We start from the raw sequence: 25,823 nt of genomic DNA, 5'->3' as shown, positions 1-25,823 counted from the left end.
GCCATGCCCGCCACTACCATCGATTGCAAGGGCCTCACCGTCGCCAACGGCGACTGTGTCCGCATTCTCTCCATCACCCCCGACCCGGACCTCGATGAGGATGAGCTTGATCTGTTCATGAACATGATCGGATCAAGCTGCGAGGTCGAGCGGATCGACGCCGATGGCGCTGCTTGGGTCGTCGTCTGGTGGAGTTGTAGTGATGGCAGCGTGACAACCCAGGTCGGTCTCTACCCCCACCAGATGGAAAAGGTCGCCAGCTAAACAGAAGCTTCGCCGAGGAACGCGGCCTACGACCAGATCCGCGTCGCCCCCACGGTCATCAGCCCCAGCCAGGTCGCGGTCAGCGAACCGGCCAGATGAATCGAAGCCAGGCCCAGGGCGAGCATCGGCTGATTCGACAGCAAGCGCTCGACCACTTCGGCAGAAAAGGTCGAGAAGGTCGTCATCCCCCCGAGGAAGCCGGTGATGACAAACAGCTTCAGGGCCAGCGGCAAACCGGAATTGAGATGAAAGACACCGACGGCGATACCGACCAGATAACCGCCGATCACGTTGGCCGCCAGCGTTCCCAGTGGCAAGGACAGGAATAGCGGATTGAGCGCCAGGCCAAGACCCCAGCGCACCCAGGCACCCAGCGCGGCACCCGCACCCACGGCGGCAAATCCGATTGCATTCATGGGTGCATTCTAGCGCGACGGGCGGCCGGGCGACACCCGGCGCTGCAATAACAAAAACGAAACAAAGCTGTCACAATAGCGCCTTTTTGCAACACCGAGCATCGTCGCGCCCAGAAAACGATGCCATTGAATGCTTGGTCGCGCCCGCAGCAAGGGCCAGGGAGAAATGCATGGAACTGAAGGACTTCAACGATATCGAGAAAGCCACCAAGCGTGGCCGGCGTGAGTTTTCCCGTCTTGGCATCGGCCTGCTCTTCGTCGTCTGCATCATGATCTACACCGCCCTCGGCGTCGGCGTCACCGGCACCCAGGGCATCATGCTGGTGGTGGCCGCGATGATCGGCGGCTACATGGCAATGAACATCGGCGCCAACGACGTCGCCAACAACGTCGGTCCGGCGGTCGGCTCGCGTGCCATCACGATGACCGGCGCCATCATCATTGCCGCCATCTTCGAAGTCATGGGCGCACTGATCGCCGGTGGTGACGTGGTATCGACCATCCGTGGTGGAATCATCAATCCGGCCGCAATCTCCGACAGCAACCGCTTCATCTGGATGATGACCGCCGCCCTGCTGGCCGGTGCACTGTGGCTGAACTTCGCCACGGCCGTCGGCGCCCCGGTGTCGACCACCCATTCCATTGTCGGCGCCGTCCTCGGCGCCGGTGTTGCCGCTGGCGGCATGGAAGCCGCCAACTGGGGCACGATGGGCAGCATTGCTGCCAGCTGGGTCATTTCGCCGGTGCTCGGCGGTGCCGTCGCGGCAGCCTTCCTGTTCTGGATCAAGCGTTCGATCACCTACAAACCGGACATGGTCGAAGCGGCAAAGAAAACCGTGCCTGTCCTGATCGGCCTGATGGCATTTGCCTTCAGCACCTACCTGATCCTCAAGGGCCTGAACAAGATCTGGAAAGTCGACTTCTGGACCGCCTGCGCCATCGGCGCCGGCATCGGGCTGCTGACCTGGTTCCTGATGGGCATCTCGGTCAAGGGTCGGGCCGCCAGCCTGAGCAACAGCAAGGCCAGCATCAACTCGCTGTTCACCATGCCTCTGATCTTCGCCGCCGCGCTGCTCAGTTTTGCCCACGGCGCCAACGACGTTGCCAACGCCATCGGCCCGCTGGCTGCGATTGCCGACACCGTCGCCCACGGACAGGTTCACGGCAAGGCCGGCATTCCACTGTGGATCATGCTGGTCGGCGCCATCGGCCTGGCCGTCGGTCTGGCACTGTACGGCCCGAAGCTGATCCGCACCGTCGGCAGCGAGATCACCGAACTCGACCAGATGCGCGCATTCTGCATCGCCATGTCGGCCGCCCTGACCGTCATCATCGCTTCGCAGATGGGTCTGCCGGTCAGCTCGACGCATACCGCGCTGGGCGGCGTCTTCGGGGTCGGCTTCCTGCGCGAATTCATCAAGAGCAACTACTCGCAGATGATCGACGAAATCAAGGAACACCATCTCGGTGCCGACAAGGAGGTTGTCGAAACCTTCCTCAACCGTTTCGCCAAGGCCAGCATCAAGGACAAGCAGGAAATGCTCGACCAGTTGAAGGCCCGTACGGCCCAGGCCGACCTGTCGAAATACGAGCGCAAGCAGATGCGCAAGGTCTATCGCCACGAACTGGTCAAGCGCTCGGCGGCATTCAAGATCGCCGCCGCCTGGATCATCACCGTGCCGGCATCGGCACTGATGGCAGCGATGATCTACTTCATGATTTTCGGTATCGTACACGCCTGATCCGGGGCCGGCGGCTGGTAAAATCGGGGCTTTGTGGCTCAACACATCGCCCCCGAACAGCACCTCATGTCAAAAGAAACTTCTGCGCCAGTCGCCGCCGCCAATTTCATCAAGAACATCGTCGAGGCCGACCTCGCGGCCGGCAAGCACGCCCAGCGGCGCTGGGCCGGCGGCCCCGGCCTTGCTGCCGATCACGCCGCAGCGCCACTCGACCCGGCGAAGATCCGTACCCGTTTCCCGCCCGAACCGAACGGCTACCTGCACTTCGGTCACGCCAAGTCGATCCTGCTCAACTTCGGCCTCGCCCGCGAATTCGGCGGCCGCTGCCACATGCGCTTCGACGACACCAACCCGGAGAAGGAAGAGCAGGAATACGTCGATTCCATCCTCGACGCCGTCAAATGGCTGGGCTGCTCGTGGGCTGACGACGCCGAGGACAACCTCTACTACGCGTCGAACTACTTCGACTGGATGGTCCAGTTCGCCGAATACCTGATCTCCGCCGGCCACGCCTATGTCGACAGCCAGTCGGCCGAGGAAATGCGCGCCAACCGCGGCACGCTGACCCAGGCCGGCAAGGATTCGCCGTTCCGCAACCGCTCGGTCGCCGACAACATGGACCTGTTCAAGCGCATGCAGGCCGGCGAGTTCGCCGACGGCGCCCACATCCTGCGCGCCAAGATCGACATGGCCTCGGCCAACATCAACCTGCGCGACCCGGCCATCTACCGCATCCGCCACGCCACCCACCACAACACCGGCGACAAGTGGTGCGTGTACCCGATGTACACCTTCGCCCACCCGATCGAAGACGCGCTCGAGTGCATCACCCACTCGATCTGCACGCTCGAATTCGAGGACCAGCGCCCGTTCTACGACTGGCTGCTCGAGCGCCTGGCCGAGGGCGGCCTGCTGCAACGGCCGCTGCCGCAGCAGATCGAATTCTCGCGCCTGAATCTGACCTACGTCGTCCTATCCAAGCGCAAGCTGATCCAGCTGGTCGAGGAAAAACACGTCGACGGCTGGGACGACCCGCGCATGCCGACGCTGGTCGGCGCCCGCCGCCGCGGCTATTCGCCCGAGGGTTTCCGCCTCTTCGCCGAACGCATCGGCGTCTCCAAGCACGACTCGCTGATCGACTACGTCGTCTTCGAGGACGCCATGCGTGAAGTCATGAACGAGGCCGACGAACGCCGCGTTGCAGTGCTCGACCCGCTCAAGCTGATCATCGACAACTATCCCGAGGGCCAGTTCGAGGACTGCCACGCGCCCAACCATCCGCTCAAGCCGGAACTCGGCCAGCGCACCATGCCCTTCGGCCGCGAACTGTGGATCGAGGGCGAGGACTTCCAGGAAGTCCCGGAAAAAGGCTTCCGCCGCCTCTTCCCGGGCAACAAGGCGCGCCTCAAGTACGGCTACATCGTCGAATGCACCGGCTGCGACAAGGACGAGAACGGCAAGGTGATCGCCGTGCATTGCACCTACCTGCCCGACACCAAGTCGGGCACGCCGGGCGCCGACAGCGTCAAGGTCAAGGGCAACCTGCACTGGATTTCGGCGGCGCATGCCTGCCCGGCCGAAATCCGCCTCTACGACCGCCTGTTCTCGGTGCCGGCACCGGGCAGCCGACGCGAAGGCGACGCCCCCGACCTCGAACGCAACTTCCTCGACGACCTCAACCCGGATTCGCGCAAGGTCATCACCGCCATGCTCGAACCCTCGCTCAAGGATGTCCAGCCCGAACAGCGCTTCCAGTTCGAACGGCACGGCTACTTCGTCGCCGACCGCATCGACTCGCAACCGGGCGCGCCGGTCTTCAACCGCGCCGTCACGCTCAAGGATTCGTGGGGCAAGGGTAGCTGACATGGCGGGAAGCTGGGGTTGTCCGCATGAGGTCGCTGACCGCTGCACGAAGATCAACAATCTGCCGTGCAACCCCGGCATGAAGGGCTGCGAACTCGCCGGCCGCTACCGCTTCGTCGACGAGAGCAAGAACGAGCGCTACTGGGAAAAGAAGGCGCGCGAACAGGCCACCGCACAACGGACGACCGGCAGCGACTGATGCCGCTCGACGTCGAACGCCTCGGCCAGGTCTTCACCCCGCCCAGCGTGGTGGAATTCATGCTCGGCCTGTGCCGCAACCGTGGGCGTGTGCTCGAACCGTCGGCCGGCGACGGCGCGTTCTACCATGCGCTGCAGGCGCGCGGCGCCGAGCTCACCGGGGTCGAGATCGACCGCCGCGTGGCCCCGGCCGGTGCCCGCGTCATGGATTTCTTCGCGCTGCCGGAAAACGAGCGCTTCGCCACCATCGTCGGCAATCCGCCCTATGTCCGCTACCAGGACATCGCCGCACGTACCCGCAAGAAACTGAAATCGCCGCTGTTCGACAAGCGCAGCAACCTGTTCCTGTTCTTCATCGAGAAGTGCATCCGCCACCTCGAGCCGGGCGGCGAACTGGTCTTCATCGTGCCGCGCGAATTCATCAAGCTGACCTCGGCCCGAAAGCTCAACGCCTGGCTGTTCGCCCAGGGCAGCATCACGCATTTCTTCGAGACCGGCGATGTCCGCGTCTTCGCCGGGGCGACGCCGAACTGCTGCATTTTCCGCTTCGAGAAGGGCCGTCTCGACCGGCGCATGGACGACGGCCGGACCTTCACCGAAGTCGACGGCCAGTTGATGTTCCTGCGCGAAAACCACGGCGTGCGCCTGTCCGACCTGTTCGACGTGCGCGTCGGCGGCGTTTCCGGTGCCGACCCGGTATTCCGGCACGTCGAGGGCAACCTCGATTTCGTCTGCTCGAAGACCGCCGACACCGGCGAGACGCGGCGCATGATCTACGGCATCGAACACCCCGCCCTGCTGCCGCACAAGCAACGCCTGCTCGCCCGCCGCGTGCGCAAGTTCGACGACAGCAACTGGTGGCATTGGGGCCGCCATTTCCCGATCAACGACGATCCGCGCATCTACGTCAACGGCCGCACGCGCAAGCCGACGCCGTTCTTCCTGCACGACTGCCCGAATTTCGACGGCTCGGTGCTGGCACTGTTCCCGAAAAACCGCCGGATGCGCCGCCGCGACCTGATCGAGTGCACGATGATGCTCAACCACGAAGTCGACTGGCAACAGCTCGGTTTCGTCTGCGACGGCCGTTTCCTGTTCACCCAGCGCAGCCTGCAGACCTGCCTGCTGCCTGACAAGTTTTCCCGCTATCTGCCAAAGGACGAAACATGACCTTTACCGAACAACTCGCCGCCGCCTGGCAAAAGAACGACTCGCAGCTCTGCGTCGGCCTCGATCCCGATCCGGCCAAGTTTCCGGCACACCTGAAGGGTCGCGATGACGCCATCTTCGAATTCTGCAAGACCATCGTCGACGCCACGGCCGACCTCGTCTGTTCGTTCAAGCCGCAGATCGCCTACTTCGCCGCCCGGCGCGCCGAAGACCAACTGGAAGCGCTAGTCGCCCACATCCACGAGCGGCATCCCGGCATCCCGGTGATCCTCGACGCCAAGCGCGGCGACATCGGTTCGACCGCCGAGCAGTACGCAGTCGAGGCCTTCGAGCGCTTCCGGGCCGATGCCGTCACGGTCAATCCCTACATGGGCCGCGATTCGGTCGAGCCCTACCTGGCCTTCCCGGACAAGGGCGTGATCCTGCTCTGCCGGACCTCGAACGCCGGCGGTTCCGACCTGCAGTTCCTCGATGTCGGCGGCGAAAAGCTGTACGAACGCGTCGCCCGCCTGGCCGCCGAACAATGGAACACGACCGGCCAGATCGGCCTGGTGGTCGGCGCCACCTTCCCCGCCGAAATCGCCCGCGTGCGCGAAATCGTCGGCGAGATGCCGCTGCTGGTGCCCGGCATCGGCGCCCAGGGCGGCGACATCGAGGCTACCGTCAAGGCCGGCCGCACCGCAGCGGGCACCGGCCTGATGATCAATTCCTCGCGCGCCATCCTCTACGCCGGTAAAGGTGAGGATTACGCCAGCGCCGCGCGTCTTGCCGCGCGCGAAACGCGCGACGCGATCAACGCCCACCGCTGATGCCGGAAAACGCCGGGAAAAAACCGCGCTGGCGCCGCTGGGCGCTGGAAATCGCCCTCTTCGTCGCCGCCTTCCTCGCCTTCCAGGCCTGGCAGTTGCGCGACACGGCGCGCGGCCCGGCACCGCAGTTCGCCGGCGTGCACACCGATGGCCAGGCTTTCGACCTCGCCGCCTGGCGTGCTGCGCATCCCGGCCAGCCGCTGCTGATCTATTTCTGGGCCGAATGGTGCCCGATCTGCAAGACCACCGCCGGCAGCGTCGAAAACATCGCCGCTGACCGTCCGGTGATCAGCATCGCCACGCAAAGCGGCGACGCTGCGGCAGTCGCGCGTTTCATGGCGGACCAAGGCTACCGCTTCCCGACCCTGCCCGACCCCGACGGGGCGATCATGAAAGGCTACCGCCTGCCCGGCACGCCGGGCTTCGTCGTACTCGCGCCGGACGGCCGGATCCGCTTCGTCTCGGTCGGCTACACCAGCGAGATCGGCCTGCGCCTGCGCCTGTGGTGGGCCGGCCTCGGCGCCACCACCTGAACGCTACATGCCGAGGTAAGCGGCGCGCACCTGTTCGTTGGCGATCAGTGCCTGGCCGCTGTCGGTCAGCGTCACCGCGCCGGTTTCCAGCACATAGCCGCGGTCGGCGATAGCCAGCGCGGCAAAGGCGTTCTGCTCGACGAGCAGGATGGTCATGCCCTGTGCCTTCAGCGACTTGACGACGTTGAACACTTCCTCGACCAGCAGCGGCGCCAGGCCCATCGACGGTTCGTCGAGCAGCAGCATCTTCGGCCGCCCCATCAACGCCCGGCCGATGGCCAGCATCTGCTGCTGGCCGCCGGACAGCGTACCGGCCGGCAGGTGGCGCTTTTCCTTGAGGATCGGGAACATCGCGAAGACCTTTTCCAGTTCCGCCTCGACCCCGGCCTTCGGCTGGGTGTAGGCGCCCAGGCGCAGGTTGTCCTCGATCGACAGCGGGCCGAACACCTGCCGCCCCTCCGGGCTCTGACAAATGCCGAGGCGCACGCGCTGGTCGGCGCGCAGGCCGCTGATGTCCTCGCCGTCGAAGAAGATGCGTCCGCCGCTCATCGGCTGCACGCCCGACAGGGTGCGCAGGAAGGTCGTCTTGCCGGCGCCGTTGGCGCCGACCAGGGCGACCAGCTCACCTTTACGCACTTCGAGGTCGATGCCCTTGAGTGCCTTGATCCGGCCGTAACAGCTTTCCAACCCGCTGACGTGGAGCAGGATGTCGCCGGCCGCGTGGCTGCCGCCGGGTTCCAGTTCGCCGCCGCTGTGGGCGCCGAGGCCGACCGATTCCGGCGCCAGGCTGGCAATGCGGTGGTAGAGCTGGCGGTACTCGACGCGCGCCTGCTCGCCGAACAACGGGTCGTCGTTGTCGGCAAAGGCCCGGTCGATGCTCTCCCAGTCCTCGGTAGTCAGCACCTCGCGGGCCAACGGCATGGCGTCCTTTTCCTCGGTCCGGATGTGCGCCTTCAGGCTCTGCGTGTAGATGCGCAGGGCGCCGATGAACTCGGCGTTGCCCAGCGTCCCGGCCGCGGTCGCCGCCAGTTGCGCGCGCAACGAGCGCAGCACTTCAGGACCGTTGCGGTGCTCGGCCTGCAGGCGGTCGAGGACAGCTGCCGCTTCCGGGCTGCGCAGGCGCAGCGCCGGGAACAGGTGATCGTCTTCCTTGGCGTGATGGCAGGCGTCCATGAAGTGCTCGATGTAGTCGAAGACCGAGCTGAAGAAAGCCGGGTCGACCGGTTCGCCGGCTTCCATTTCCAGGGCGACGGCGTCGAGCGTGGTGGCGATGCGCCAGAGATTCTGGTGTTCTTCGGTGATGATGGTCAGTGTTTTCATGTCTCGTCCCTGTCAGGCGTGGGTGCCGAGGTAGGCGGCGATCACGTCGGGATTGCCGCGCACCTCCTGGCCGGTGCCCTCGGCCAGCTTGCGGCCGTAATCGAGCACCAGGATGCGGTCGGAGAGGTTCATCACCATCTTCATGTCGTGTTCGACGAGAACGACGGTGATGCCCGAATCGGCAACCTTGCGCACCAGATGGTCGACTTCCTGGGTTTCCTTGGGGTTGAGGCCGGCGGCCGGCTCGTCGAGGAAGATCAGACGCGGCTTCATCGCCAGCGCACGGGCGATTTCCAGGCGCTTGAGCGCGCCGTAGGACATGGCGTCGGCGCGCGCGCCGACATATTCGCCGAGACCGACGAATTCCATCAATCCGGCAGCCTCTTCACGCAGCGCCTCGTCGCGCCGCTTGAGCGCGGGCAGGCGCAGCATCGCCTTGAACAGGTTGCGATCCAGCCGCAGATGGGCGCCGACCATGACGTTCTCGATGGCGCTCATGTTCATGCAGATCTGCAGGTTCTGGAAGGTCCGCGCCATACCCCGCCGTGCCAGCTCATCCGGCGATTTGCCCTGGATGATTTCGCCGTCGAGACGGATTTCCCCGCTGGTCGGCGTATACACGCCGGTGATCAGGTTGAACAGCGTCGTCTTGCCGGCACCGTTGGGGCCGATCACCGAATAGACGATGCCGGAATCGATGCTGAAGCTGACATTCTGGACGGCCTTGACGCCGCCGAAATGAATCGACAGATCCTTGACTTCGAGCAGGCTCATTTGTCGTCCCCCTTGCTGAAGCGTGCCGCCAGCGTCGGCACCAGGCCGCGCGGCATGAAGATCATGCACAGCATCAGGATGGCGCCGAAGGCGACCGTTTCCCAGCCCTCGAAGGTCGCCAGCGCCTGCGGCAGCGCCGTCAGCAGCACGGCGCCGACGATCGAGCCGTAGACCGAGGCCATGCCGCCGATGACGACCATGGTGACCAGTTCGATGGAATGGAAGAAGTCGGCGAAGTTGGGGCTGATGAAACCGATGTAATGCGCCGAGATACTGCCCATGATGCTGGCCGAGAAGGCCGACAGGACAAAGATCGACACCTTGTAGCGGGCGACGTTGACGCCGACCACCTGCGATGCCACCTCGGAACCGTGGAGCGCGCGCAGCGCCCGCCCGAAGGGCGAGTCGATCAGGTTCAGCGAGCCCCACACGGTCAGCACCAGCAGTGCCGCCACCACCCAGTACCACTGGCGGTCGGAGCCGATCTCGAAACCGAACAAGGCCATCGGCAGCACCGGCATGCCGTCGGGACCGCCGGTCCACTGGGCTTCATTGCGCAGCGCGATGTTGATGATGATGCCCAGGCCGAGCGTCGCCATCGCCAGGTAATGCCCCTTCAGCTTGAAAATCGGCTTGGCCACCAGCGCCGCCAGCAGGGCCGAGGCCAGGGCCCCGGTGAGCATGGCGGTCACCGGGTGCCAGCCGAAATGCATCGGCAGCACCGCCGAGGCATAGGCACCGATGCCGAGGAAGCCGGCGTGACCGAGGCTGATCTGGCCGGCAAAGCCGATCAGCAGGTTGAGCCCGATGACGATGATGGCGTTGATCGCCATGCGCACCGCGAGGTCGAGGTAGAAATTGTTGGGCACGACGAAGGGCAGCACCAGCAAGATCACGATCAGGCCGTAGAGGCCGTAGTAAATGCGCTTGTTCATGCTTACACCCGATCCGTCGATTTACCGCCGAACAGGCCGCGCGGCATGAAGAAGAGAATCAGCAGGATGAGCACGAAGGGAATCGCGTCCTTGTACGCCGACGAGATGTAACCGGCGCCCATCGCTTCGAGGATGCCGACCAACAGACCGCCGACCACCGCGCCCAGACCGTTGCCCAGACCGCCGACGACAGCGGCGACGAAGCCCTTGAGACCGAGCATGATGCCGACATCGTAGGAAGTCATGGTGATCGGCGTGATCAGGATGCCGCCAAGCGCACCGAGCGCAGCCGACATGGCGAAGCTCATGAACAGCACCCAGCTGGTGTTGATGCCGACCAGTTCGGCGGCCAGCCGGTTGACCGAGGTCGCCAGCATGGCCTTGCCCTGCAAGGTGCGGTTGAAGAAGTACCAGAGCGCGACCACGACCAGGGCAGTGATGCCGAGCACCCACAGGCTCTGCGGCAGCAAGGTGGCGCCGAGGACGTGAATCGGTTCGTCACCCGAGAAAGCCGGCAGGCTGAAGGTGTTCTTGCCCAGCCAGACCTGGATCAGACCGCGGATGACCAGCGAGGCGCCGATGGTGATGATGATCAGGGTCACCGTCTCGGCGCCCTTGACCGGTTCGATCGCCAGTTTCTCGACCAGCACGCCAACCACCGCCGGCACCAGGACGGCGAGCAGCAGGACAGCCGGCAGCGGCAGGCCCATCTGGGCAAATAGCACGGCCAGCATGCCGCCGAGCATGATGAATTCGCCCTGGGCGAAGTTGATCACATGGCTGGCGTTGTAGATCAGCGTGAAGCCAAGCGCCGCCAGCGCATAGGTGGCACCGACGGTGATGCCGGAAAACAGGAATTGCAGGAACTCAGCCAGCATGGTGGCTCCCTGCCCGTTGACGGGTCGTTGTCATATTGTCTCCTCCGTGTGTTTATCGCGCATTGTCCCGTTCGGGCGACTAGCTTGGCAACAGGTGATCGCTGTCGGGAACCTCGGGCTGTTGCTGCGAGAAGAAGCCTTCGGTATGGATCAGCTCGGGTTTGGCGCCCAGTTGCTTGACGACCTGGACGCAGGCGTCGACGAACTCCGGACTGCCGGCGGCGAAAATGGTGTGCTTGGACAGATCGGTAAACATCTTCGGCAGGACCGCGTCCACCCGCCCGTTCAGATAGCCCTCGCGCTGCTCGCGGGTCAGCGTGACCTTGTAGTCGAAATTGCGATGCTTGGTCCGCCACCAGGCCATCAGGCCTTCGGCATAGACGTCGTCGTGGCTGCGCGCCGAAAACAGCATCGTGACCGGCCGCCGGAAACCGCGGCGCAAGGCAGCCTCGGCCAGTGCCAGCACGGGTGCCAGACCGGTGCCGGCAGCCAGGCAGAGGACCGGCGTATCGACCGAAGGATCGCCGATGAAGGTGCCGTAGGCGCCGGAAACCTTGACGCTCTCGCCGATACCGAGCTGTTCGTGCACCCAGTTGCTGGTGACGCCGCCTTCCTGGCGGGCAATCTGCAGCACCAGTTCGCCATCCGGGCGCGGTGCGTTGGAAATCGAATAGGCACGCGCCGGCACATCGGCCCGCGGATTGCCCAGGGTGACATACTGGCCGGGCCAGTAACGGATCGGCTGGCCGACCGGGCGCAGCCTCAGTTCAACCACACGCGCGGCGATCGATCGCTTGTCGACGACGACGAAGAGCGCATCCTCGCGCGGCGGGAAAAGTTTCGGTTTGGCATCCTCGGTGCCCCACTCGATGGTGATTTCCTCGGAAATCGGCTTGGCCATGCACATCAGGCCGTAGCCCTGTTTGCGCTCGTCCTGGGAGAGCGCCATGTCGAGGACCATGCCCTGGTCGAACTGACCCTGCGTGACCTTGACCTTGCATTCGCCGCAGGCACCGGCGCGGCAGTTGTTGGGCAGCGCGTAGCCGGCCTTCTCCAGCGCCATCAGAACGGTATCGCCATAATTGCATTCGACCGATTTACCGGACGGCTGCATGATGATACGAGCCATTTGTCTTCCCCTTGTTATCCTGTGTTCTCTGTTGTGGCAAAGCCGGCGCCCCGTCAGGGGCACCGGCTGTCGATCAGACTGACGGGCGGATGAGGCGCATCAGAAGACCGGGATGATGTCGTCCAGGTCGACGTCGCTGACTTCCTGGCCGGTGATGCCGACTTCCGGGATCGCCGGGAACGGGATGTTGTAACGGTCAAGAACGCCCTTGAGGTTGATCATCGCGTTGCGCCAGTTTTCCTTCTTCGCCTCGTAGCTGGGGATGCCGAAGCCGGCACCGCGGGCCACTTCCTCGGCCTCGCGCTGGTTGTCGATGAAGTCGGCCGGCAGGTCCCAGAACTCCATCGGCGGCTCGAACAGCACGGCCGACAGGAACAGGTAACCGGCGCGGATCTGCTTGGTGACGACGGCCTTGGTTTCTTCCTTGAGGCCCGGGTAATCGCGCTCCATGACCGCCATGCAGATGGCCATGTGACGACCTTCGTCGCGGCCAATGTTCTTGAAGCCTTCCTTGAAGACGGCCTCGCGGGAGTTGTCGTACATCTGCTTGAAGATGGTGGCGGCAGCGATCTCGCCCATCAGGAAGGACGAGAACAGCACGGCCAGGTCGTACTTGGGCACGGCCTGCTTGTAGCCGTTCCAGTAGCGGGCGCCGTTGAAGTACAGCCACTGCACGTTCTTCTGCAGGCGCTTGCCGAGTTCGGTCTTCGGCTGGTAGGTGATCGGATCGGGATGACCGAGCAGCTTGGTGATAGCCAGGCCGCACATGATCTCGTGGTTCTGCTCGTCGCGGGTGACCGAGAAGAAGCACTTGCGCACCGGATCTTCCTCATGCACTTCATAGGTCTTGATCAGCGCTTCGGCGAAGACCGGCGGGGCGGATGCGTCGAACACCGACAACAGGCTCCACCAGTAAGCGATCGATTCGCGCTCTTCCCAGGTGTAGCTTTCCAGGTCCAGCGTGTCCCACGGCAACTTCTCGGGATCCCAGTCCTCGCGCCGCGCCGCTTCCCACACTTCCTGCAACTTCTTGGTCTTGCTGTTCCAGGACAGCGGATAGACGTTGGGTTGCTGGATTTCCGGCGGGAATTCCATCTTGTCCGAAAAACGCTCCTTGTTGGCAGCCATAGCTCCTCCTTCAATCGAAATATCGTGGTCGTTTTGGGCACCCCGCCGGCTTGGCGAGGCGACGGAGAAATAATGATACATCCAAGGCATTTGTGTCAACAATTTTTGTATCGAAATATAAAAAACACGATCCGGAACAACTTACGCAATGCAGAACATAAAGATCAAAATCGCAAAATCACACAAGCAACATATTGTTTTTTTTGCACTTTAATACATCAACGTAATAAATTTTGCTAAACATAACGACAAAAAGCACACAAAAAAACGATACCTTTATTTGACTTTTTACAAACATCTTCGTATCGTTGCAACAAAGAAGCACGACAGAAACCGTCACCGAGGAGACACCCCATGCCCCAACATCTATTGAACAAGCACCACGCCACGCTCGACGGTGCCCTGGAAGCCATCCGCACCCGCGGCTACTGGTCCGCCTATAACGAAATGCCGAGTCCCAAGACGTATGGCGAAACCGCCGCCGACGACGGCAAGGCAGCGTTTTCCGCCCACCTCGGCCGGGCCTTCGAGCTCGATCAGCCGGGCAGCAAGGGCTGGCACGGCGGCGAACGCTCGCCTTACGGCATAGCACTGAACGTCAGCTACCCGGTGTGCGATCCGGAAGTGCTGATCGCCGCCGGCCGGAAGGCCATGGACGGCTGGCAGAAGGCCGGCGTGGACGGGCGCACCGGCGTCTGCCTGGAAATCCTCGATCGCCTGAACAAGCAGAGCTTCGAAATCGCCCACGCGGTGATGATGACCACTGGCCAGGGCTGGATGATGGCCTTCCAGGCCGGCGCCCCGCACGCCCAGGACCGCGGACTCGAAGCCGTCGCCTATGCCTACCGCGAACAGAGCTTCGTGCCGGCCGAAACGGTCTGGGACAAGCCGCAGGGCAAGAACCCGCCGCTGGTCATGAAGAAGCACTTCGAGATCGTCGGCCAGGGCGTCGGCGTCGTCGTCGGCTGCGGCACCTTCCCCACCTGGAATACCTATCCCGGCCTGTTCGCGGCGCTCGCCACCGGCAATGCGGTGATCGTCAAGCCGCACAGCAACGCCATCCTGCCGGCAGCGATCACCGTGCGCACGATCCGCGCCGTGCTCGCCGAAAACGGCATCGATCCCAACCTGGTCACCCTGTGCGTCGCCAGCGAACGCAGCGCGACGCAGAAGCTGGTCACGCATCCGGCCGTGAAATCGGTCGATTTCACCGGCGGCAACGCCTTCGGCCAGTGGCTGGTCGACAACGCCCGCCAGGCCCGCGTCTATGCCGAACTGGCCGGCGTCAACAACATCGTCATCGACTCGACCGACGCCTACAAGGCAATGCTGCGCAACCTCGCGTTCACGCTCTCGCTCTACTCCGGCCAGATGTGCACCACCTCGCAGGCGATCTTCGTGCCGGCCGCCGGCATCGATACCGAAGACGGCCACAAGTCCTACGACGAAGTGTGCGCCGACCTGGCCAAGGCCGTCTCCGGTTTCCTGAGCAAACCGGAAGTCGCCCTCGCCGTGCTCGGCGCCGTGCAGTCGGCCGACACCTTGCAGCGCATCAAGGACGCCGACAGCGGCGCCCTCGGCCGCGTCGTGCTCGCCTCCAGCAAGCTGGACAACCCGGAATTCCCGGCCGCCGAAGTGCGCACCCCGGTCCTGCTCGCCTGCGACGCCGCCGACGAAGCCGCCTACATGGAAGAACGCTTCGGGCCGATCAGCTTCATCGTCAAGGTCGCCGACACGCCGGCCGCCATCGCCCTGTCCGAACGCATCGTGTCGACGCATGGCGCGCTGACCGCCGGCATCTACTCGACCTGCCCGGAAATCATCGACGCAATGACCGCCGCCACGATGCGCGCCAAGGTCGCCCTGTCGATCAACCTGACCGGCGGCGTCTTCGTGAACCAGTCGGCAGCCTATTCCGACTACCACGGCACCGGCGGCAACCCGGCAGCGAACGCGTCCTACGCCGACGCCGCCTTCGTCGCCAACCGGTTTGTCGTCGTCCAGCGTCGTTACCATATCTGAGGGGGCCGCATGGAATTCGCCACCATCCGTTTTGAAGTCAGCAACGGCATCGCCCGCCTGACCCTGAACCGCCCCGACAAGCTGAACAGCTTCACCGGCGAGATGCACGCCGAACTGCGCGTCGCCCTCGACCGCGTCCAGGCCGACCGCAGCATCCGCGTCCTGGTGCTCAGCGGCGCCGGCCGCGCCTTCAGTGCTGGCCAGGACCTGGCCGACCCCGACATGCAGGCGATAGACGGCCACCAGCCGGACATCGGCAACATCGTCGAGAAGAACTACAAGCCGCTGGTGCTGCGCCTGCAGAACCTGCGCGTGCCGACCCTGGCCGCGGTCAACGGCATCGCCGCCGGCGCTGGCGCCTCGGTGGCGCTGGCCTGCGACCTGGTCGTCGCCACGCAGTCGGCGTCCTTCCTGCAGGCCTTCTCGAAGATCGGCCTGATTCCCGACACCGGCGGCACCTGGTTCCTGCCACAACGGGTCGGCATGGCGCGCGCCATGGGCCTGGCCCTGCTCGCCGACAAGCTGCCGGCAGCGAAGGCCGCCGAGTGGGGGCTGATCTGGGAATGCGTTGCCGACGACGCCTTCGCCGCCCGCATCGACGCGCTCGCCGCCCAGCTCGCCGCGCTTCCGACCAAGGCCCTGGTGCGCACCCGCCAGGCGATGCACGCCGCCCCCGGCCACACGCTGGAGCAGCAACTCTCCTTTGAGGGCGGCTTCATGCGCGAACTCGGCTGGAGCGCCGATTACGCCGAAGGCGTCGCCGCCTTCATGGAAAAACGCGCGCCGAAATTCACCGGGGACTGACGATGGCAGCCCTTCCTCAAACCGCGGTCGTCGCCGTGGTCGGCGCCGGTGCCATGGGCGCCGGCATCGCCCAGGTCGCGGCGCAGGCCGGCCACCCGGTGCGCCTGCTCGACAACCGGCCGGGCGCCGCAGCGGCCGCCATCGAAAACATCCGCGGCCAGTTCGCCAAGCTGGCCGACAAGGGCAAGCTCAGCGCCGCCGACGCTGCCGCCGCCGGTGCTCGCCTGCAACCAGCAGACAGCCTGGCCGACCTGGCCGGCTGCGCGCTGGTGGTCGAAGCCATTGTCGAGAACCTGGAAGCCAAGCAGAAGCTGTACGCCGACCTCGAAGCCATCGTCGGCGACGACTGCCTGTTCGGCACCAACACCTCGTCGATCTCGGTCACCGCCATCGGCAGCGCGCTCAAGCGCCCGCAGCGGCTGGCCGGGCTGCACTTCTTCAATCCGGCGCCGCTGATGGCGCTGGTCGAGATCGTCTCCGGCCTGGCCACCGACGGCGCCGTCGCCGACACGCTGTACGCCACCGCCGCTGCCTGGGGCAAGACGCCGGTGCATGCCAAATCGACCCCCGGCTTCATCGTCAACCGCGTCGCCCGCCCCTATTACGCCGAAGCGCTGCGCCTGCTGCAGGAAGGCGCCGCCGACCCGGCAACGCTCGACGCCGTGCTGCGCGAAGCCGGCGGTTTCCGCATGGGCCCGTTCGAGTTGATGGACCTGATCGGCCACGACGTCAATTTCGCCGTCACCAACTCGGTCTGGCGCGCCTTCTACCACGACCCGCGCTTCCTGCCCTCGCTGATCCAGCAGGAACTGGTCGACGCCGGCTTCTACGGCCGCAAGAGCGGGCGCGGTTTCTTCGATTATTCCGCCGACACCACCCGCCCGGCGCCACAGACCGAAGCGCCGCGCACGCCGGCCGGCAAGATCGTCGTCTGCGGTGAATCGCCGCTCGCCGAAGCCCTCGTCGAGCGCCTGCAACACGGCAAGCTGTCGTTCAGCCGGGCACCGTCCAGCGACGGTCGCGTCGCCGAAATCGGCCGCGCCGCGCTTTTCCAGACCGACGGCCGCTCGGCCACCGAGCGTGCCGCCAGCGACGGCGTCGCCAACTGCGTGCTGGTCGACCTGGCTCTCGATTACGAAACCGCCGGCCGCCTCGCCGTCGCCGTCGCCGCGCAGTGCGAACCGGCCGCCGCCGAAGCCGCCGTCGGTCTGCTGCAGGCCGCCGGCTACGCCGTCTCGCGGCTGGCCGACGTGCCCGGCCTGGCGGTCATGCGCACTGTCGCCATGCTCGCCAACGAGGCCGCCGACGCGGTCAACCAGGGCGTCTGCGCCGCCACCGCCGCCGACGCGGCGATGCGCCTGGGCGTCAATTACCCGCGCGGCCCGCTGGCCTGGGCCGACCAGGTCGGCGTCGCCACCATCCGCAACGTACTCGCCAACCTTGGCGCCAGCTACGGCGAAGACCGCTACCGCGTCTCGCCGCTGATCCGTCGCGCCGTCTTTGCCGGAAAGAATCTCCATGACTGAACCCCAACTCGGCGCCAGCGAAGCGCAAGCACTCGCCGAAGCCACCGCCCAGGCCATGTACGCCCGCGACCGGGCGGCGCAGGCCTTCGGCATCAAGATACTCAGCGTCGCCCCCGGCCAGTCCCTGCTCACCATGCGCGTGCGCTCGGACATGGTCAACGGCCACCACATCTGCCACGGCGGCATGATCTTCACGCTGGCCGACACCGCCTTCGCCTACGCCTGCAACAGCTACAACCGCAATACCGTGGCCTCGGCCTGCCACATCGATTTTCTCGCCCCCGCCCGCGAGGACGAGATTCTCCAGGCCGAGGCGACGGAACGCTCGGCAGCCGGCCGCACCGGCGTCTACGACATCACCGTGCGCAACCAGCACGGCACCACCATCGCCCTGTTCCGGGGCAAGAGTTACCGCATTGCCGGCGAAGTCATCGCCGGGCTGCAACAGGCCGACCGAGCCTGACGCCAATCAACACGGAGGAGACAAACATGACTGCCAGAAAACCCCAACCGGGCGAACTTGAAGCCATCGAAACGGCCAGCCGCGACGAGATTTCGGCGCTCCAGCTTGAACGCCTGAAGTGGTCGGTGCGCCACACCTACGACAACGTCGCCCCGTACCGCGCCAAGTGCGAGGCCAAGGGCGTCCATCCGGACGACCTGAAGTGCCTGGCCGACCTGGCCAAGTTCCCGTTCATGACCAAGCTCGACCTGCGCGACAACTACCCCTTCGGCCTGTTCGCCGTGCCGCGCGACAAGGTCGCCCGCCTGCACGCCTCGTCGGGCACGACCGGCAAGCCCATCGTCGTCGGCTACACCCAGCAGGACATCGACAACTGGGCCAACCTGGTCGCCCGCTCGATCCGCGCCGCCGGTGGCCGTGCCGGCGACATGGTCCATGTCGCCTACGGTTACGGCATGTTCACCGGCGGCCTCGGCGCCCACTACGGCGCCGAGCGCCTGGGCTGCACCGCCGTGCCGATGTCCGGCGGGCAGACCGAGAAGCAGGTCCAGCAGATCATGGATTTCAAGCCGGACATCATCATGGTCACGCCCTCCTACTCCCTGGTGATCGCCGAGGAATTCGAGCGCCTGGGCATCAAGCCGGATGAGATTTCGCTCAAGGTCGGCATCTTTGGCGCCGAGCCCTGGGGCGAAGGCATGCGTGCCGAAATCGAGAAGAAGCTCGGCCTTGACGCCATCGACATCTACGGCCTGACCGAAGTCATGGGCCCGGGCGTCGCCTGCGAATGCATCGAGACCAAGGACGGTCCGGTAATCTGGGAAGACCACTTCTACCCCGAGATCATCGACCCGGAAACCGGCGAAGTCCTGCCCGACGGTTCGGAAGGCGAACTGGTGTTCACCTCGCTGACCAAACAGGCCTTCCCGGTCATCCGCTACCGCACCCGCGACCTGACTCGCCTGCTGCCGCCGACCGCCCGTTCCTTCCGCCGCATCGGCAAGATCACCGGCCGTTCCGACGACATGCTGATCATCCGTGGCGTCAACGTCTTCCCCACCCAGATCGAGGAACAGATCCTGCGCGATGCCCGCCTGGCCGGCAATTACCAGGTCGTGGTCACCCGCGACGGCCACATGGACAACCTGGAAGTGCGTTGTGAAGTCCAGCGCGAGCTGTCCGGAAAACTCGCCCCAGCCGACATCCAGCAGATCGGCAAGGAACTGCAGCACCGCATCAAAACCAACATCGGCGTATCGACCAAGATCACCGTCATGGAATTCGACGCCATCCCGCGCACCCAGGTCGGCAAGGCCAAGCGCGTGCTCGACGAACGCCCGAAGCAGAACTGAGGAAAGCACCATGACCCAAGCCTTCATCTGCGACGCCATCCGCACTCCCATCGGCCGCTACGGCGGCGCCCTCAGCAGCGTGCGCGCCGACGACCTCGGCGCCATCCCGCTCAAGGCGCTGATGGAACGCAACCCGCAGGTCGACTGGAGCACGGTCGACGACATCATCTACGGCTGCGCCAACCAAGCCGGCGAAGACAATCGCAACGTCGCCCGCATGTCCGGCCTGCTCGCCGGTCTGCCGGTCGAAGTGCCGGGGACCACGGTCAACCGCCTGTGCGGCTCCGGCATGGATGCGGTCGGCCTGGCCGCCCGTTCGATCAAGGCCGGCGAAGCCAGGCTGATGATCGCCGGCGGCGTCGAAAGCATGTCGCGCGCGCCCTTCGTCATGGGCAAGGCGGAATCGGCCTTCTCGCGCAACGCGGCGATCTTCGACACGACCATCGGCTGGCGCTTCGTCAATCCGCTGATGAAGAAGCTGTACGAGACGCACTCGATGCCGCAGACCGCCGACAACGTGGCGGAAGACTTCAAGATCAGCCGCGCCGACCAGGATGCCTTCGCCGTCCGCTCGCAGCAGCGCTGGGGTGCCGCCCACGCCGCCGGCCGTTTTGCCGACGAGCTGGTGCCGGTGGTGATCCCGCAGAAGAAGGGCGACGCCAAAGTGGTCGATACCGACGAGCACCCGCGCCCCGAGACCACGCTCGAACAACTGGCCAAACTGAAGGGCGTAAACGGCCCCGACCTGACCGTCACCGCCGGCAACGCCTCCGGCGTCAATGACGGTGCCTGCGCGCTGCTGCTTGCTTCCGAAGCCGCCGCCGGCCGTTACGGCCTGACGCCGCTGGCCCGCGTGGTCGGCATGGCGACCGCCGGCCTGGCACCGCGGATCATGGGTTTCGGCCCGGCCCCGGCGGTGCGCAAGGTACTCGCGCAAACCGGGCTGAGCCTGGCGCAATTGGATGTGATCGAACTCAACGAAGCCTTCGCCGCCCAGGCGCTGGCCGTGCTGCGCGACCTCGGCCTGGCCGATGATGCGGCACACGTTAACCCCAATGGCGGCGCCATCGCGCTCGGCCATCCGCTCGGCATGAGCGGTGCCAGACTGGTGACGACAGCGGCCTACGAGCTGAAAAGGCGCAAGGGCCGCTTCGCACTGTGTACCATGTGCATCGGAGTCGGACAGGGCATTGCCCTGATCATCGAACGCATCTGATTCCGCTGTACTCGACAACAACCTCAAGGAGGAGACAAATCCATGAATGCAAGCTTGAAGAAAATCGTCGCCGGCGCCGCCCTGGCCTTCGGTGCCCTCGGTGCCTTCGCTTCCGAGCCGATCAAGATCGGTTCGGTCCTGTCGGTGACCGGCCCGGCCGCCTTCCTCGGCGACCCGGAACTGAAGACGCTGCAACTCTACGTCGCCGACATCAACAAGAAGGGCGGCGTCCTCGGTCGCCAGCTGCAACTCGTGCATTACGACGACGGTAGCGACGCCGGCAAGGCCAACGGCTTCACCAAGCGCCTGATCGACGATGACAAGGTCGACATCCTGGTTGGCGGCACCACCACCGGCGCCACCATGTCGGCCGTACCGCTGGTCGAACGTGCCGGTATCCCCTTCATCTCGCTGGCCGGCGCCGTGGTCATCATCGAGCCGGTCAAGAAGTGGGTGTTCAAGACCCCGCATACCGACCGCATGGCTGCCGAAAAGGTCTTCGAGGACATGAAGAAGCGCGGTATCAGCAAGGTTGCCCTGTTCTCCGAAACCTCCGGCTTCGGCGCTTCCGGCAAGAAGGAAACGGAAGCCGTCGCCGCCAAGTACGGGATCACCCTGGTCGCCAATGAAACCTACGGCCCCAAGGATACCGACATGAGCCCGCAGCTGACCAAGATCCGCAACACCGCCGGCGTCCAGGCCGTGTTCGTGTTCGGTCTCGGCCAGGGCCCGGCCATCGTCACCAAGAACTACAAGCAACTGGGCATCAACCTGCCGCTTTACCAGTCGCACGGCGTCGCTTCCGACGAATTCCTGACGCTCGCCGGACCGGCCGCCGAAGGCGTCCGCCTGCCGTCGCCGGCACAGCTGATCCCGGAACAGCTGCCGGCCAATGACCCGCAGAAGGCTGTCGTCACGGCTTACGCCAATGCCTACAAGGCGGCTTACAAGACCGACGTGTCGACCTTCGGCGGCTATGCCTACGACGGCCTGATGCTGGCGGTCGACGCCATCAAGCGCGCCGGCAGCACCGACAAGGCCAAGGTCCGCGACGCCCTCGAAGCGACCAAGGGCTTCGTCGGCACCAGCGGCACCTTCAACATGTCGCCGACCGACCACATGGGCCTCGACCTGTCGGCCTTCCGCATGCTTGAAGTCAAGAACGGCAACTGGACCATCGTCCAGTAAGCCGGAACCGACGCACGCATAAAAGACAACTGCACTTCGGGCCGCCCGAGGTTGGGCGGCCTTTTTTTTGGAGATTTTTGCCATGAGCACCACGGTTCTCAGCGAAGTCCACGGCAAAGTGGGCCTGATCCGCATCAACCGGCCGGAAGCGATGAACGCGCTGAACAACGAAGTCGTCGACGGCATCGCCGCCGCCATCGACGCCTTCGAAGCCGACGAGAACATCGGCTGCATCGTCCTCACCGGCAACGAAAAGGCCTTCGCCGCCGGCGCCGACATCGGCTTCATGAAGGACTTCGACTACATGCACGCCTATAAAACGGACTTCATCACCCGCAACTGGGAACGCATCAAGACCACGCGCAAACCGGTGATCGCCGCCGTTTCGGGCTTTGCGCTGGGCGGCGGCTGCGAAATGGCGATGATGTGCGACATGATCTTCGCCGCCGATACGGCGAAGTTCGGTCAGCCAGAAATCCGCCTCGGCACCATGCCCGGCGCCGGCGGCACCCAGCGCCTGCCGCGCGCCGTCGGCAAGGCCAAGGCGATGGACCTGTGCCTGACCGCGCGCATGATGGACGCCGCCGAAGCCGAGAAGGCCGGCCTGGTCGCCCGGGTGATTCCTGCCGATCAGTTGCTCGACGAGACGCTGAAGGCCGCCACGACCATCGCCGGCTATTCGCTGCCGGTGATCATGATGATCAAGGAATCGGTCAACCGCGCCTTCGAGTCCTCGCTCAACGAAGGCCTGCTCTTCGAACGTCGCGTCTTCCATTCGGCCTTCGCCCTCGAAGACCAGAAGGAAGGCATGGCCGCCTTCGTCGAGAAGCGCAAGCCGGCGTTCAATAACCGCTGACGGAGAACGAGCATGTACGAAACCCTGGAAATCGAACGCAAAGGGCCGGTGGCGACGATCTGGATGAACCGTCCGGCCGTCTTCAACGCCTTCGACGAGACGCTGATCGCCGAACTGGCCGCCGCCTGTCGCGAACTGGAAGCCGACGCCGGCGTGCGTATCATCGTCCTCGGCGGCCGTGGCCGGCATTTCTCGGCCGGCGCCGACCTCAACTGGATGAAGCGGGCGGCGCAGTTCGGCGCCGAGCAGAACCTCGCCGACGCCCGCAATTTCGCCGCCATGCTGCACACCCTGGCCAGCCTGCGCAAACCGACCGTCGCCCGCGTTCAGGGCGCCGCGCTGGGTGGCGGCACCGGCCTGACCGCCGCCTGCGACATGGCGATTGCCGCCAGCGACGCCAGCTTCTCGACCTCGGAAGTGAAATTCGGGATCATCCCGGCAGTGATCAGCCCCTACGTGCTGCGCGCCATCGGCCCGCGCCACGCGCTGCGCTATTTCCAGAGCGGCGAGAAGATCGGCGCCGAACGCGCACTGGCGATCGGCCTGGTCGGCGAGGTGGTCGCCCCCGAAGCACTCGACGCCGCCATCGACCAACTGACTTCGGCGCTGCTGCAGGGCGGGCCGCTCGCCCAGAACGCCGCCAAGGATCTGATCGCCGCGGTTGCCGGGCGCCCCATCGACGCGGCCCTGGGCGAGGAAACGGCCGGTCGCATCGCCCGCCAGCGGGCAACCGCCGAAGCCCGCGACGGCATCGCCGCCTTCCTCGACAAGCGGCCGCCGGCCTGGCTCGCCTGAGCCTGCTAGTGCGGCGGTTTCGGCTCGCCGGTGGCGCCCAGGCGCAGCGACAGGGCCTCGGCGTGCCGGCGCAGATGGCTGACTTCGAGACTGTCGGCGCGGGTGTCGAGCATGCCCTGGACGCCGACGGCGAGCAGGGCCATGGTGATTTCGTTGCGGAAGTTGAATACCGGCACCGCCGCTGCCGTCACCCCCGGCACCTTGTGGAAGCCGTCGGTGGTGGCAAAGCCCCTGGCCCTGACGTCGGCCAGCAGGGCTTCAACACCGGCCTTGCTCTTCAGTTCAGGCGGCACGTCCGGCGCCTTCATCTCGGCAGCGAGCAACGGCGCGACGACCTTGCGCGGCATCCACGCGGCGAACACCCGGCCGGTGGCCGACGACAGCAGTTCGAGCACGGTGCCGGTGATGACATTGACCGTGATCGGCCGGCGCGGCCTTTCCCAGCGCACCACCACCGGACCGCGGTCGCCCCAGACGGCGAGTGCGGTGGTCTGGTTGATCTCGTCGCGCAGTTCGGCGATGGCATTGAGGCCGAGGCGTACCCGGTCGAGGCGGTCGAGGGCGACCAGGCCGACGTTGAGCGCGAACGGCCCGAGGTCGTAACGCGAACTCATCGGGTCCTGTTCGACCAGGCCGGCGCGGATCAGGCTGACCAGGTAACGGTGCGCTTTCGACGCCGGCATCCCGGCAGCCGCCGCAATGTCCTTGAGCATCATCGAGCGCTGCCCGTCGACCATGGCCCGCAGGATGCTCATGCCGACCTCCATCGACTGCACGCCGTGCTTGCCGTCAGTATCCTCGCTCATCGCCAAAAATTCCTCATTACAAAACAGGTTCTATAATAATGCACTTCGACAGCCAAGCGACAAGCCCCATGAACTCCCTGCGCGTCTATGCCATCGACGGCATCACCCCGGTGGTTGATCCGACCGCCTACGTCCATCCCAGCGCCGTCCTGATCGGCGACGTGATCGTTGGTCCGGGCTGTTACGTCGGCCCCTGCGCCAGCCTGCGCGGCGATTTCGGCCGGCTGATCCTGGAACGCGGCGCCAACCTCCAGGACACCTGCGTCATGCACGGTTTTCCCGGCACCGACACGGTGGTCGAGGAAGACGGGCACATCGGCCACGGCGCCGTGCTGCACGGCTGCCGCGTCGGACGCAACGCGCTGGTCGGCATGAACGCGGTGATCATGGACAACGCCGTGATCGGCGCCAACAGCATCGTCGCCGCTTCAAGCTTCATCAAGGCCGGCCAGGAAATTCCCGACGGCGTGCTGGTCGCCGGCCTGCCCGGCCGCGTCGTCCGCCCGCTGAGCGCCGAGGAAATCGCCTGGAAGGGCGAAGGCACGAAAACCTACCAGGAGCTGACCCGGCGCTGCCTGGCCACGATGGTCGAAACGGCACCGTTGACTGAGGTCGAAGCCGACCGCCGGCGCATCGAGATCGCCGGCGTGATCCCGCTGGTCGACCTGAAGAAGGATTCAGCGGCTTAAGGGATCGTCCTGGCTGAAGCGGTTGGCCAGGGTCGCGTCCTCGACCGGCGTGCTGCCGTCGGCCACGCACAGCATGGCATCGAGGTGACGCGACGAGGCCGTCTCCAGGCGCCGGTAGATTTCCTTGCACAGCAGGCGTGCCTGCTGGCCGGGCCACTGGGCGGGCAACAGGACTTCGGGCAGTTCCGGATCGCGCAGCAGCATGCGCCGGTAGTCGTGGATCAGCAGGATGCGCAGCAGGAAGGCATCCTGATCGCTCAACACCAGTCGCTGGTCGCGCTGCAGTTCGTCGAGAATCGGCTGGTAGCGAGTGACGAAATGCCCGTAGGCTTCGGCCAGCGCCGGCAGGTTCCAGGCGCGGCTGACCAGATCGGCGTCGCTGGCCGACATGGCCGACCGCGAATCGGCGGCGAACAGCGGCAACAGGGCTGACAAGGCCGAAGACAGGCCCTCGGCAACCAGTGCATCGAGCACCGCCGAGAGTTCAGCGCCCGGGTGCACGAAGCACTCGCTGCCGAGCATGCCGAAGCCCTGCCAGGCGAGCGCGCTGCGCACCTGTTCGCGGGTCTTCTGGGGCAGTTCGCCGACCTGGAGGATCAGGCGCCAGCGGTGATCCCACAGCGGCGCCCGCGAGGCGTAGATGTGCCGGGCGGCTTCTTCGAAACGTCGCCGGCCGGCGGCGGTCAGGGCATAATCGGCACGACGGCCGATGGTTTCGGTACACAACCATTCTTCCTTGACCAGGCGGAAGACCGAAGTCCGGATCAGGCGCTCGTTGAGGTCAAGCGGTTCCAGCAGGCGGATCAGGCTGCCCAGCCAGATCTTGCCGCCACGCGGCAGAATGGCGTCGCCAAAGACGGTGATGATCAGCGAACCGGCCTGCACCCGGCGTTTCTGCCGGAATGCGCTGAGACGCTGCTGTATTTCACTATTCACGGAATCACGAC

Annotated in this window: 26 protein-coding genes; 17 read left to right on the top strand and 9 right to left on the bottom strand. The window is 65.2% G+C overall.

Going from position 1 to position 25,823, the window contains the following annotated elements; all coding sequences use genetic code 11:
* The first annotated feature begins 3 nt into the window (after nt 1-3).
* Nucleotides 4-264 carry a hypothetical protein gene (locus Q0799_RS11760; protein ID WP_298398538.1) on the top strand — a complete coding sequence of 87 codons (261 nt, stop codon included), beginning with the start codon at nt 4-6 and terminating at the stop codon, nt 262-264.
* 26 nt (nt 265-290) lie between these two features.
* On the opposite strand, the gene crcB is transcribed toward Q0799_RS11760, so the two are convergent.
* Nucleotides 291-680: a fluoride efflux transporter CrcB gene (gene crcB / locus Q0799_RS11755; protein WP_298398536.1), complete on the bottom strand. Its 390-nt coding sequence runs from the start codon at nt 678-680 to the stop codon at nt 291-293.
* 170 nt (nt 681-850) lie between these two features.
* Here crcB and Q0799_RS11750 point away from each other — a divergent pair, with 170 nt between their 5' ends.
* The 6 genes from Q0799_RS11750 (at nt 851) to Q0799_RS11725 (ending at nt 6,995) form a co-directional block, all read left to right on the top strand.
* Entirely contained in the window at nt 851-2,422 is a 1,572-nt protein-coding gene (locus tag Q0799_RS11750; RefSeq protein WP_298398534.1) for an inorganic phosphate transporter, read from the top strand.
* Between the two features lie 66 nt (nt 2,423-2,488).
* Nucleotides 2,489-4,285: a glutamine--tRNA ligase/YqeY domain fusion protein gene (locus Q0799_RS11745; protein ID WP_298398532.1), complete on the top strand. Its 1,797-nt coding sequence runs from the start codon at nt 2,489-2,491 to the stop codon at nt 4,283-4,285.
* 1 nt (nt 4,286) lies between these two features.
* Nucleotides 4,287-4,484: a hypothetical protein gene (locus tag Q0799_RS11740; RefSeq protein WP_298398531.1), complete on the top strand. Its 198-nt coding sequence runs from the start codon at nt 4,287-4,289 to the stop codon at nt 4,482-4,484.
* Complete coding sequence (locus tag Q0799_RS11735) at nt 4,484-5,653, top strand: class I SAM-dependent methyltransferase (protein ID WP_298398530.1); 1,170 nt, start codon at nt 4,484-4,486, stop codon at nt 5,651-5,653. Before Q0799_RS11740 ends, Q0799_RS11735 begins: the two co-directional genes overlap by 1 nt.
* Nucleotides 5,650-6,462 (top strand): orotidine-5'-phosphate decarboxylase, encoded by an 813-nt coding sequence (gene pyrF / locus Q0799_RS11730; RefSeq protein ID WP_298398528.1) that lies wholly within the window; start codon nt 5,650-5,652, stop codon nt 6,460-6,462. Before Q0799_RS11735 ends, pyrF begins: the two co-directional genes overlap by 4 nt.
* The gene (locus tag Q0799_RS11725; protein WP_298398526.1) at nt 6,462-6,995 is read left to right on the top strand and encodes a protein disulfide oxidoreductase; all 534 of its coding nucleotides are present in this window, start codon (nt 6,462-6,464) and stop codon (nt 6,993-6,995) included. Before pyrF ends, Q0799_RS11725 begins: the two co-directional genes overlap by 1 nt.
* Nucleotides 6,996-6,998: 3 nt before the next feature.
* Here Q0799_RS11725 and Q0799_RS15195 read toward each other — a convergent pair whose 3' ends face one another.
* The 6 genes from Q0799_RS15195 to Q0799_RS11690 all read right to left on the bottom strand — a co-directional run bounded on the left by Q0799_RS15195 (nt 6,999) and on the right by Q0799_RS11690 (nt 13,159).
* Nucleotides 6,999-8,315, bottom strand: a complete 1,317-nt coding sequence (locus Q0799_RS15195; RefSeq protein ID WP_366940783.1) for an ATP-binding cassette domain-containing protein — start codon at nt 8,313-8,315, stop codon at nt 6,999-7,001.
* Nucleotides 8,316-8,327: 12 nt separating this feature from the next.
* Complete coding sequence (locus Q0799_RS11710; RefSeq protein ID WP_298398524.1) at nt 8,328-9,089, bottom strand: ABC transporter ATP-binding protein; 762 nt, start codon at nt 9,087-9,089, stop codon at nt 8,328-8,330.
* Nucleotides 9,086-10,024: a branched-chain amino acid ABC transporter permease gene (locus tag Q0799_RS11705; protein WP_281983675.1), complete on the bottom strand. Its 939-nt coding sequence runs from the start codon at nt 10,022-10,024 to the stop codon at nt 9,086-9,088. Before Q0799_RS11705 ends, Q0799_RS11710 begins: the two co-directional genes overlap by 4 nt.
* Before the next feature lie 2 nt (nt 10,025-10,026).
* Nucleotides 10,027-10,902, bottom strand: coding sequence for a branched-chain amino acid ABC transporter permease (locus Q0799_RS11700; RefSeq protein WP_298398520.1), 876 nt, complete (start codon nt 10,900-10,902; stop codon nt 10,027-10,029).
* A 79-nt stretch (nt 10,903-10,981) separates the two neighbouring features.
* Complete coding sequence (locus Q0799_RS11695) at nt 10,982-12,031, bottom strand: 2Fe-2S iron-sulfur cluster-binding protein (RefSeq protein ID WP_298398518.1); 1,050 nt, start codon at nt 12,029-12,031, stop codon at nt 10,982-10,984.
* Between the two features lie 99 nt (nt 12,032-12,130).
* Nucleotides 12,131-13,159 carry a hypothetical protein gene (locus tag Q0799_RS11690; protein WP_028994386.1) on the bottom strand — a complete coding sequence of 343 codons (1,029 nt, stop codon included), beginning with the start codon at nt 13,157-13,159 and terminating at the stop codon, nt 12,131-12,133.
* A gap of 354 nt (nt 13,160-13,513) precedes the next feature.
* On the opposite strand from Q0799_RS11690, the gene paaN reads away from it, so the two are divergent.
* The 9 genes from paaN (at nt 13,514) to Q0799_RS11645 (ending at nt 23,381) form a co-directional block, all read left to right on the top strand.
* Nucleotides 13,514-15,181, top strand: a complete 1,668-nt coding sequence (gene paaN / locus Q0799_RS11685) for a phenylacetic acid degradation protein PaaN (RefSeq protein WP_298398515.1) — start codon at nt 13,514-13,516, stop codon at nt 15,179-15,181.
* 9 nt (nt 15,182-15,190) lie between these two features.
* Nucleotides 15,191-15,985, top strand: a complete 795-nt coding sequence (paaG, locus tag Q0799_RS11680) for a 2-(1,2-epoxy-1,2-dihydrophenyl)acetyl-CoA isomerase PaaG (protein ID WP_281983672.1) — start codon at nt 15,191-15,193, stop codon at nt 15,983-15,985.
* A gap of 2 nt (nt 15,986-15,987) precedes the next feature.
* Nucleotides 15,988-17,511 (top strand): 3-hydroxyacyl-CoA dehydrogenase PaaH, encoded by a 1,524-nt coding sequence (paaH, locus tag Q0799_RS11675; RefSeq protein WP_298398511.1) that lies wholly within the window; start codon nt 15,988-15,990, stop codon nt 17,509-17,511.
* Complete coding sequence (paaI, locus tag Q0799_RS11670) at nt 17,504-17,974, top strand: hydroxyphenylacetyl-CoA thioesterase PaaI (protein ID WP_028994382.1); 471 nt, start codon at nt 17,504-17,506, stop codon at nt 17,972-17,974. The genes paaH and paaI overlap by 8 nt, the downstream gene beginning before the upstream one ends.
* A 26-nt stretch (nt 17,975-18,000) precedes the next feature.
* A complete protein-coding gene (paaK, locus tag Q0799_RS11665) occupies nt 18,001-19,326 on the top strand; it encodes a phenylacetate--CoA ligase PaaK (protein ID WP_298398510.1) in 1,326 nt (441 codons plus the stop codon).
* Between the two features lie 10 nt (nt 19,327-19,336).
* Complete coding sequence (gene pcaF, locus Q0799_RS11660) at nt 19,337-20,542, top strand: 3-oxoadipyl-CoA thiolase (RefSeq protein WP_298398508.1); 1,206 nt, start codon at nt 19,337-19,339, stop codon at nt 20,540-20,542.
* A 42-nt stretch (nt 20,543-20,584) separates the two neighbouring features.
* Nucleotides 20,585-21,730 carry an ABC transporter substrate-binding protein gene (locus Q0799_RS11655; RefSeq protein WP_298398506.1) on the top strand — a complete coding sequence of 382 codons (1,146 nt, stop codon included), beginning with the start codon at nt 20,585-20,587 and terminating at the stop codon, nt 21,728-21,730.
* A gap of 82 nt (nt 21,731-21,812) precedes the next feature.
* A complete protein-coding gene (locus Q0799_RS11650; protein WP_298398504.1) occupies nt 21,813-22,586 on the top strand; it encodes an enoyl-CoA hydratase in 774 nt (257 codons plus the stop codon).
* A gap of 12 nt (nt 22,587-22,598) precedes the next feature.
* Nucleotides 22,599-23,381: an enoyl-CoA hydratase/isomerase family protein gene (locus tag Q0799_RS11645; protein WP_298398502.1), complete on the top strand. Its 783-nt coding sequence runs from the start codon at nt 22,599-22,601 to the stop codon at nt 23,379-23,381.
* A 5-nt stretch (nt 23,382-23,386) separates the two neighbouring features.
* On the opposite strand, the gene Q0799_RS11640 is transcribed toward Q0799_RS11645, so the two are convergent.
* A complete protein-coding gene (locus Q0799_RS11640; protein WP_298398500.1) occupies nt 23,387-24,187 on the bottom strand; it encodes an IclR family transcriptional regulator in 801 nt (266 codons plus the stop codon).
* 68 nt (nt 24,188-24,255) lie between these two features.
* Between Q0799_RS11640 and paaY the strand changes: the two genes are divergently transcribed.
* Entirely contained in the window at nt 24,256-24,876 is a 621-nt protein-coding gene (paaY, locus tag Q0799_RS11635; RefSeq protein WP_298398498.1) for a phenylacetic acid degradation protein PaaY, read from the top strand.
* On the opposite strand, the gene paaX is transcribed toward paaY, so the two are convergent.
* Nucleotides 24,865-25,812: a phenylacetic acid degradation operon negative regulatory protein PaaX gene (gene paaX / locus Q0799_RS11630; RefSeq protein WP_298398496.1), complete on the bottom strand. Its 948-nt coding sequence runs from the start codon at nt 25,810-25,812 to the stop codon at nt 24,865-24,867. The two genes, paaY and paaX, sit on opposite strands and share 12 nt — an antisense overlap.
* Nucleotides 25,813-25,823: the final 11 nt, after the last annotated feature.

The organism is uncultured Azonexus sp. (assembly GCF_937982035.1).
Classification (GTDB): Bacteria; Pseudomonadota; Gammaproteobacteria; order Burkholderiales; family Rhodocyclaceae; genus Azonexus.
The sequence above is the reverse complement of the archived record's forward strand: the minus strand, read 5'-3'. Positions and strand labels throughout refer to the sequence as shown.